The organism is Streptomyces sp. NPDC058964, from assembly GCF_042741275.1.
GTDB lineage: Bacteria > Actinomycetota > Actinomycetes > Streptomycetales > Streptomycetaceae > Streptomyces.
In genome coordinates, this window is the sequence record NZ_JBHYKH010000382.1 from 1 (window position 1) to 8,812 (window position 8,812).

6 protein-coding genes and 1 pseudogene are annotated in these 8,812 nt (G+C 72.6%); 2 read left to right on the top strand and 5 right to left on the bottom strand.

The window, feature by feature from the left end; translation table 11 throughout:
- From ACFW2E_RS33870 to ACFW2E_RS33880, 3 genes are all read right to left on the bottom strand, one after another.
- Positions 1 to 1,428, bottom strand: a 1,428-nt coding sequence (locus ACFW2E_RS33870; protein WP_384471852.1) for an EAL domain-containing protein, incomplete at its 3' end; no start/stop codon positions are given.
- A 132-nt stretch (positions 1,429 to 1,560) separates the two neighbouring features.
- Positions 1,561 to 2,751 carry a lipid-transfer protein gene (locus ACFW2E_RS33875; RefSeq protein WP_384471855.1) on the bottom strand — a complete coding sequence of 397 codons (1,191 nt, stop codon included), beginning with the start codon at positions 2,749 to 2,751 and terminating at the stop codon, positions 1,561 to 1,563.
- Positions 2,748 to 3,179, bottom strand: a complete 432-nt coding sequence (locus tag ACFW2E_RS33880; protein ID WP_384471858.1) for a Zn-ribbon domain-containing OB-fold protein — start codon at positions 3,177 to 3,179, stop codon at positions 2,748 to 2,750. Before ACFW2E_RS33880 ends, ACFW2E_RS33875 begins: the two co-directional genes overlap by 4 nt.
- 242 nt (positions 3,180 to 3,421) lie before the next feature.
- Between ACFW2E_RS33880 and ACFW2E_RS33885 the strand changes: the two genes are divergently transcribed.
- A complete protein-coding gene (locus ACFW2E_RS33885) occupies positions 3,422 to 3,955 on the top strand; it encodes an NUDIX domain-containing protein (protein WP_384471860.1) in 534 nt (177 codons plus the stop codon).
- A 9-nt stretch (positions 3,956 to 3,964) separates the two neighbouring features.
- Here the strand turns inward: ACFW2E_RS33885 and ACFW2E_RS33890 are convergent, their stop codons facing one another.
- Positions 3,965 to 6,325, bottom strand: coding sequence for a TIM-barrel domain-containing protein (locus tag ACFW2E_RS33890; RefSeq protein ID WP_384471863.1), 2,361 nt, complete (start codon positions 6,323 to 6,325; stop codon positions 3,965 to 3,967).
- A gap of 214 nt (positions 6,326 to 6,539) precedes the next feature.
- Here ACFW2E_RS33890 and ACFW2E_RS33895 point away from each other — a divergent pair, with 214 nt between their 5' ends.
- Entirely contained in the window at positions 6,540 to 8,507 is a 1,968-nt protein-coding gene (locus tag ACFW2E_RS33895) for an acetoacetate--CoA ligase (protein WP_384471866.1), read from the top strand.
- Positions 8,508 to 8,525: 18 nt separating this feature from the next.
- Here the strand turns inward: ACFW2E_RS33895 and ACFW2E_RS33900 are convergent.
- Positions 8,526 to 8,812: pseudogene (locus tag ACFW2E_RS33900) on the bottom strand (GntR family transcriptional regulator); the annotation flags it as partial.

The window sequence follows — 8,812 nt, forward strand, 5'->3', positions numbered from 1 at the left end:
GGCCAGGGACAGCGTGACGGGACGGCCGCCCGCCGACCAGGGCGCGTCGAGCACGGCGGTGACCAGCGGATCGAGCCCGTCCTCGTCCGCGAGCACCAGGAAGTCGTCACCGCCGATGTGTCCCACGCGCGTGTTCCCCGACGCGGCGCGCACCAGCGCCCGTCCGACCGAGCGGATCAGCTCATCGCCCGCCGCGAACCCGGCACCGTCGTTGACCTGCTTGAAGTGGTCGATGTCCAGCCAGCTGAGCACGCACGTCCGGCCGCCCGCGATCCATCGATCCATCTCGCCGGTGATCGCGTCCGAACCGGGCAGCCGTGTGAGCGGGTTGAGCCCGGCCGCCTCCTCGACCCGGGTCTCGGCCAGTGCCCGTACGAGATCCGCGAGCCGTACGACGCCCACGCACCGCCCGCGCTCGTCGACGACCGTCACGTCGTCCGAGGTGCGGCCCCGACCGCTGACCGCCACCACGTCCAGGACTTCCCAGGCGGTGGCGTCCACGCCGACCGGGCGGGGCGCGTCCCCGAGGTTAGCCGCGGGCCGGTCGGGGGCGGACATCGACAGCCGGAAGCGCGAGCGGTGCACCGAACGGACCGGCATCCCGGCCGGGTCCACGAGCAGGACCCCGGACACATCCGGCGAACCGGTCAGCAGCGCCCGGACCTGGCCCGCCGACGCGGTGACCGGCAGCAGCGCGGCGGGCCGCACGAACTCGCGCACCGACGGTCCCGGCCGGGGAACGGTCACGGCACCGGGGCGGCGGGGCGGAATGTATACGTCCGCCGCGGGGATCCGGGCCGGTGGCGCGAACAGATCACCCTGCGCCAGCTGTGCACCCGCCGACAGGGCGGCCGTGCACTGCCGTTCGGTCTCCACGCCCTCGACCGCGACCAGGGCGCCGATCTGCTCGCACAGGGTCCGCATTGCCCGTACTGCGGCCGGCCGCGTCACCAGGGAGGCGTCCAGTTTGACCAGGTCCGGAGACATGTCGGTGAGCAGCCGCAGGGGCACGTCCCCGTCCCCGATCCCGTCCGCGCTGATCCGGAATCCCTGGTCGCGCACTGCGGCGACCGCCTCCAGCAGGGCCCGCTGCGGCACATGCGTGAAGGGCGGCACGATGTCCAGTGTCACCTCCCAGGGCATACGGCCGGCCGCGCGTACGGCGTCTCGGAGCCGGGTGAGGCCGCCCAGGTCGGCCAGGGTGGCCGCGAACACGTTGACGTGCAGCGGCAACAGCGTCTCCTTGCGAGCCGCCGAGCGGAAGGCCAGCACCGCTAGTGTGCCGTCGAGTTCGGGGTCCCGGCTGGCCTCGGCCAGTATGTCGCCGGTCTCCGGGCGCGCGAGTATCTCCAGTGCGGCGACCCCGCCCGTCGTCAGGTTGACCACCGGCTGGAAGGCGAATCGGAGCGTATCCGTCCAGGAGTGCACGGGAGCATGATGTCGCTGCGGGCGTACGCCCTGTGCCAGTTCATGAGACGTTCACGCACGATTCCCGGTCGATCACTCAGCGTGTGGAAGACCCGGAACTCCCCCGGTCACCCTGCTCCCGCCGTCCACTTCTCACCGCACCACGACCACCGACGAGCCGTGCCCGAACAGACCCTGGTTGGCCGTGATCCCCACGCGCGCCCCGGCGACCTGCCGGTCGCCCGCCGCCTCCCGCAACTGCCAGGTCAGCTCGCAGACCTGGGCGAGCGCCTGGGCCGGCACCGCCTCGCCGAAGGAGGCCAGGCCGCCGCTCGCGTTCACGGGTATGCGCCCGCCCGGTGCCGTCGCGCCCTCCCGCAACAGCTTCGCGGCCTCGCCCTCGCCGCACAGTCCGAGGTCCTCGTACCACTGCAACTCCAGGGCGGTGGACAGGTCGTACACCTCGGCCAGGGAGAGGTCCTCGGGGCTCGTGCCCGCCTCCTCGTAGGCGGCCCGGGCGATCGATGCCCGGAACGTCTCGTCCGGCGGGTCCACCGCCAGCGCCGAGTCCGTGGCGATGTCCGGCAGGTCCGGCACCGTGCTCGGGTAGCGCGGCGTGACCGTGGACACCGCCCGGATCCGCACGGGTCGCGTCACGCCGTGCCGCCGCGCGAACTCCAGGCTGGACAGCACCAGCGCGGCACCGCCGTCGGAGGTCGCGCAGATGTCGAGCAGCCGCAGCGGATCGGCGACCACGGCGGAGGCGGCGACCTCCTCCGCCGTGACCCGCTTGCGGTAGCGTGCGTACGGGTTCAGCGCCCCCAGGGCGGCGTTCTTCACCTTGACCAGTGCGAAGTCCTCCGGGGTGTCGCCGTGCAGCGCCATCCGCCGCCGTGCGTACAGCCCGAAGTACGCCGGATTCGTCGCTCCCAGCAGCCGGAAGCGCTGCCAGTCCGGATCGTCGGGCCGGTCGCCGCCCGCCGGCCGGAAGAACCCTTTGGGTGCCGCGTCCGCACCCACCACGAGCACCGTGTCCGCGAGCCCGGCGAGGATCTGCGCCCGAGCGGCGGCGACCGCCTGCGCGCCGGACGCGCACGCCGCGTACACGCTGGTGACCCGGGCTCCCTGCCAGCCCAGGGCCTTCGCGAACGTCGCGCCGGCGACATACCCCGGATAGCCGCCGCGCACCGTGTCCGCGCCGACGATCGAGCCGATGTCCTGCCACCGAATGCCCGCGTCCGCGAGCGCCGCGCGTGCCGCCACCGCCCCGTACTGGACGAAGCCGCGCCCCCACTTGCCCCAGGGGTGCATGCCCACGCCGAGCACCGCCACGTCCGCCGTCATGCCGTCACCCCCGTCGGCCGCCAGTTCCACGTCGTCCAGGCCGTCTCCCCGTCCTCGTGAAGCACTCCGGGGACGACCTCCACCTCCATGCCCACCGTCAGGTCGGCGACGGTGACGCCCGGAACCGCCTGCCCCAGCACCACGATCCGCTCGGGTTCCAGCTCCACCGCGATCAACGCGTACGGCTCCCACGGAAGTTCCGGATCGCTCACATAGGGTGACGGGGGCCGGTACCGGGTGTCCGTGTACGACCAGATCCGACCCCGTCGTGACAGGGGTACCTCCTCCAGGTCGCCGCCCGGGCATCCCGGATTGCGGCAGTGGACGTCCTCGCGCGGGAAGTGGACCGAGGCGCAGGCCGAACACCGGGTGCCGAGGAGCCGGAACGCGTCCCCCTCGCCGGTGAACCAACCGGAGACCGCAGGCATGCGTGTGCGCGTCAAAGCCCCTCCAGAGCAAAGAATCTGATGGAACGTCAGAAGTGTGCCACGGGCAACCGCGAATCGGCAGGCCGCGAGCGAGAACCGGAAGCTCCGCTCGGGCGTCGTGGTATCGGGAGGGGTGGCCGGGGCCGACGGGGGTGGTCCTGGCCGCCCCTTCCGTTCCGCTCCGCCGAGCCCCGGTCAAACTTCCGGAAGACGTCGTTCCTGCGATCGGATACAGTCCGCGCGTGTCCGAAATTCAGCACGCAACTTCCAACTCCGCTCAGGACTCGCACTGTTCGAGCTGCGGAGCGCCCTACGGAGAGGGCATCTCCGGCTGGCCCCGCACCTGCGCGGCCTGCGCGGCCGTCGCCTACCGCAACCCGCTGCCCGTCGCCGTCGCCCTCCAGCCCGTGTACGACACGAAGGGCACCGCCCTGGTCGTCATCACCCGGACAATCGGCCCCGCGCGCGGGGGCGTCGCGCTGCCAGGGGGTTACATCGACGACCGCGAGGACTGGCGACAGGCCGTCGTCCGTGAACTCAAGGAGGAGACGGGCATCGAAGGCGCCAGCCGCGACGTACGGCTCGTCGACGCGATGAGCTCGCCCGACGGGCACCTGCTGCTCTTCGGCCTTCTCCCGGAACGCCCGGCCGACGCGCTCCCACCGTCCGGCGCGACGGACGAGACGGAGGGCTGGCACCTGCTGCGCAGGCCGGAGGAACTCGCCTTCCCGCTGCACACACTGGCCGCGCGGGCCTGGTTCGAGGGCCGGTACTGAGCCGGCAGCTCACCCCAGCCCACGTATGCGCACCGGGTAGGGCGGCTCGCCCACACCGTCCTCGCCCTCCCGCGTGACCACCACCCGCCGGCCCGCCCAGCGGGCGACGTAGCGCTCGATCTCCGGCTCGTCCCACCCGTCGCCCGCGTCCGGCACCACCAGCCCACCACCGGTCCGGCCACGGACAGGCGCCCACACCTCCAACGCCGTGCCGCCGTCGTCGCTCCGCACGGGCACGACGGCCCCCGCGCGCGCGAGTACCGGAATCCGCGACAGCGGAGCGTCGACCAGAACCTGCCCCGGACCCTCGTAGACCCGCTCCGTCACCGTGTCGTACCAGCGCCCCCGGGGCAGCCGCACCGCACGCCGGTCCGCGCCCGGATCGAGCACCGGCGCGACCAGAAGACAGTCGCCCAGCAGGAACGCGTCCTCGCAGTCGCGCAGCGCCCGGTCCTCCGGAGTGCCCCACCACAGCGGCCGCACGTACGGCGCGCCGGTCCGCCGCGCCAGATGCGCCAGCGTCATGAAGTACGGCAGCAGACGCCGGCGCTCGACCAGCGCCGCGCGCGCGTGCTCCAGCACCTCGGCGCCGAACTCCCAGGGCTCCCTGCGCCCCGCACGCAGACTGGCGTGCGTCCGGAACAGCGGCAGATACGCGCCGAGCTGGAACCATCGCAGATACAGCTCCGGTGACGGGCTCCCGTCGAACCCGCCCACGTCCGGCCCCGAGTACGGCACCCCGCACAGCCCCAGGCCCATGACGAGCGACAGGGATGCCCGCAGCCCCGGCCAGCCGGTGGCCACGTCCCCGGACCACGTGCCCCCGTAGCGCTGCATTCCGGCCCAGCCGGAGCGTGAGAACAGGAACGGCCGCTCCCGGGGGACCAGTTCCCGCAACCCCTCGTAACCCGCCCTCGCCATGCACAGCGCATACACGTTGTGCGCCTCCCGGTGGTCGCCACCGCGGCCCTCCAGGGTGTGCCGCGCCGAGCGCGGCAGCGTCGACTCGCCGAAGGCGTTGAAGGACGTGGGCTCGTTCATGTCGTGCCAGAACCCGGCGAACCCCTGCGCGAGCCGCTCCTCGTAGAGCCCGCCCCACCACTTCCGCACGCGCGCGTGCGTGAAGTCCGGATACACCGACTCGCCGGGCCACACCACCCCCTGCACCAGCCGCCCCGAGGCGTCCTTCACGAAGGCGTCCACGGCCGAGCCGCCGTCGTACACGGCGTTGCCCGGAGTGGCCTTCACCGCGGGGTCGACGATGGACACCAGCCGGATCCCGTCCCGCCGCAGGTCTTCGGCGAGCCCCGGCAGCTTCGGGAAGCGCTCGTGATCGACCGTGAACACCTGGTGCTCGTCGTAGTGGTCGATGTCCAGATGGACGGCGTCCAGCGGCAGATCGCGCTCCTGGTAGCCGGCGACGATCCGCCGCACCTCCTGCTCGCTGCCGAAACCCCACCGCGCGTGCTGGTGACCGAGCGCCCAACCCGGGGGCAGCGCGGGCGCCCCGGTCAGCGAGGCCCAGGCGTGCAGCACGCGCGCGGGGGTGCCCACGATCACCCAGCAGCGCAGCGGGCCGCCCTCCATCCGCAGTTCGCATCGTCCGGCCCGGTCATGGCCGGACCCGGCGCCCTCCTCGCCCTCCCACAGCGTCACCCTCCCGTCCCAGGAGGAGTCGTGGAAGACCAGGTGCGTTGCCGCGTCGGCCACCACCAACTGCACGGGCATCGTGATGTACAGCGGATCGTCACCCGGGCCGAAGGCGTGCCCCGGGTCGGTGTTCCACAGCCGGTACGACCCGTCGCGCAGCCGGACCCCTGCCGCGCGGCCCCCCAGCCCGAAGAAGCGCGCGTCGGCGGCCACCTCCGACCGCTGCATCCAGCGCGCAGTGCCCCCGCCGACCGGCTCCCACCAGCGTGGCGGCAGGTCCCGCCGCAGCGTCACGCCCCCGGGCGTGCACACCTCGACCGCTCCGTGCCGCGAGACGACCACCGTCGCCCGCTCCGCCACGACCCGCCAGCCGCCGTCCTTGTCCGGCTCCAGCACCGCCCGCGGATCCGGCTCGGGGCAGCGCCCCGCGAGCGCATACGAAGGCTCGGGTCCGGCCCCGTCCCAGCCCCAGAAGACGGCCCCGTTCACGGTGACCACGATCCTCAGCTCGGACCGGCCGAAGCGGATCACACCGCCCCCGGGCCCCGGCTCCGCTCCCTGCACCACTCCGGGCACCCGGGCGCGCTCGACACCCCGCGGCGGCAGCCCGACGGCGTCGGTACGCCGCATGCGCCACGCGGCCCGTACGGTACGAAACCCCCGTGCCACCCTCGCCGAACCGACCACCCTCACCGAACGCACCAGGTCACGACCGTCCATGCTGTTCACCCTGCCACTGACCGCCCCACACGCGTGTGTCGTTCAACTGCCGTTCACCCGTGCCAGGGCCACATCTTCACGACACGGACTATGTGGGGGGCACCCTGGTGTAGAAGTCGATCACATGGCATCGTCCCTGTCAGCCGCGTCACGCGCACAACCCAGCCCGTGCGCGAGCGACGCACACAACGCGCACAGTCCGGGAGCCGCTCCAATGTCGACCGCGAACCCCCTGCCCCTCTGGCAGCCCGATCCGGCACGCATCGCCCAGGCACGCATCACCAGGTTCCAGGCCTGGGCGGCAGAGCACCACGGCGCCCCGTCCGAGGGCGGCTACGCGGCACTGCACCGCTGGTCCGTCGACCAGCTGGACACCTTCTGGAAGGCCGTCACGGAGTGGTTCGACGTACGGTTCTCCACGCCCTACGCGCGCGTGCTGGGCGACCGCGCGATGCCCGGAGCGGAGTGGTTCCCCGGGGCGACCCTGAACTACGCCGAGCACGCGCTGCGCGCGGCGGAGACCCGCGCGGACGAACCGGCCCTCCTGTACGTCGACGAGAGCCACGAGCCGCGCCCGGTGACCTGGTCCGAGCTGCGCCGTCAGGTGGGCTCCCTCGCCGCCGAACTCCGCGCCCTCGGCGTACGCCCCGGCGACCGGGTCAGCGGCTACCTCCCCAACATCCCGCAGGCCGTCGTCGCCCTGCTCGCCACGGCCGCCGTGGGCGGCGTCTGGACCTCCTGCGCACCCGACTTCGGAGCCCGCAGCGTCCTCGACCGCTTCCAGCAGGTCGAACCCGTCGTCCTGTTCACCGTCGACGGCTACCGCTACGGCGGCAAGGAGCACGACCGCCGCGAGGCCGTCGCCGAACTGCGTCGCGAGCTGCCCACCCTGCGCGCCGTCGTGCACATCCCGCTGCTGGGCACAGAGGCGCCCGACGGCGCCCTGGAGTGGTCGGCCCTCACGTCCGCCGAGACGGAGCCCGTCTTCGAGCAGGTCCCGTTCGGCCACCCCCTGTGGGTGCTCTACTCCTCCGGCACGACCGGCCTGCCGAAGGCCATCGTCCAGTCCCAGGGCGGCATCCTGGTCGAGCACCTCAAGCAGCTCGGCCTGCACTGCGACCTGGGCCCCGAAGACCGTTTCTTCTGGTACACCTCGACCGGCTGGATGATGTGGAACTTCCTCGTCTCCGGCCTGCTCACGGGCACGACGATCGTCCTGTACGACGGCAGTCCCGGTTACCCGGACACCGGCGCCCAGTGGCGCGTCGCCGAACGCACCGGAGCCACCCTGTACGGCACGTCGGCGGCGTACGTCATGGCCTGCCGAAAGGCGGGCGTGCACCCCTCGCGCGACTTCGACCTCTCCAGGGTGCAGTGCGTCGCCACCACCGGCTCACCCCTGCCGCCCGACGGGTTCCGCTGGCTGCACGACGAGGTCCGCGACGACCTGTGGATCGCCTCCGTGAGCGGTGGAACCGACGTGTGCTCCTGCTTCGCGGGGGCGGTGCCGACCCTGCCCGTCTACACCGGCGAACTCCAGGCACCAGGACTGGGCACCGATCTGCAGTCCTGGGACCCCAGCGGACAACCCCTCGTCGACGAGGTGGGCGAGCTGGTCGTCACCAACCCCATGCCCTCGATGCCGATCCGCTTCTGGAACGACCCCGACGGCAGCCGCTACCACGACAGCTACTTCGACACCTACCCCGGTGTCTGGCGCCACGGTGACTGGATCACCCTCACCTCCCGGGGATCCGTCGTCATCCACGGCCGCTCCGACTCCACGCTCAACCGCCAGGGCGTGCGCATGGGATCGGCCGACATCTACGAGGTCGTGGAACGCCTCCCGGAGATCAAGGAATCGCTGGTCATCGGCATCGAACAGCCCGACGGGGGCTACTGGATGCCGCTGTTCGTGCACCTCGTGCCGGGCGCCGTGCTCGACGAGGCCCTCCTGAACCGCGTCAAGCAGGCCATTCGCGAACAGCTCTCCCCGCGCCATGTCCCCGACGAGATCATCGAGGTGCCCGGCGTCCCGCACACCCTGACCGGAAAGCGCATCGAGGTCCCGGTCAAGCGACTCCTCCAGGGCACGCCCCTGGAGAAGGCCGTCAACCCCGGCTCCATCGACAACCTGGATCTCCTGGGCTTCTACGAGGACCTGGCCCGAAAGCGCGCCTGACCTGCCCGGACGACCCGGTCAGCCTCCGTAGGTGGCCGCGGACTCGCCGAGCACGGCGGCGAAGTCCGAGGCCAGCCGCACCGCGTCGGCCGGCTCCAGCCCGGCCGCCGTGATCCGGACCCCCGGCTGCGACGACAGCCGGAACCGCGCTCCGGCCGCGACCCACCAGCCGTACGAGCGCAGCCCGTTCACCACGGCCGACTCGTCCCGCACGGGCACCCACAGGTTCATCCCGCTCGCCCCGCACGACGCGATCCCCCGCGCGGCCAGCTCCCGCCCGAGCGCCCGGCGGCGCAGGGCGTAGG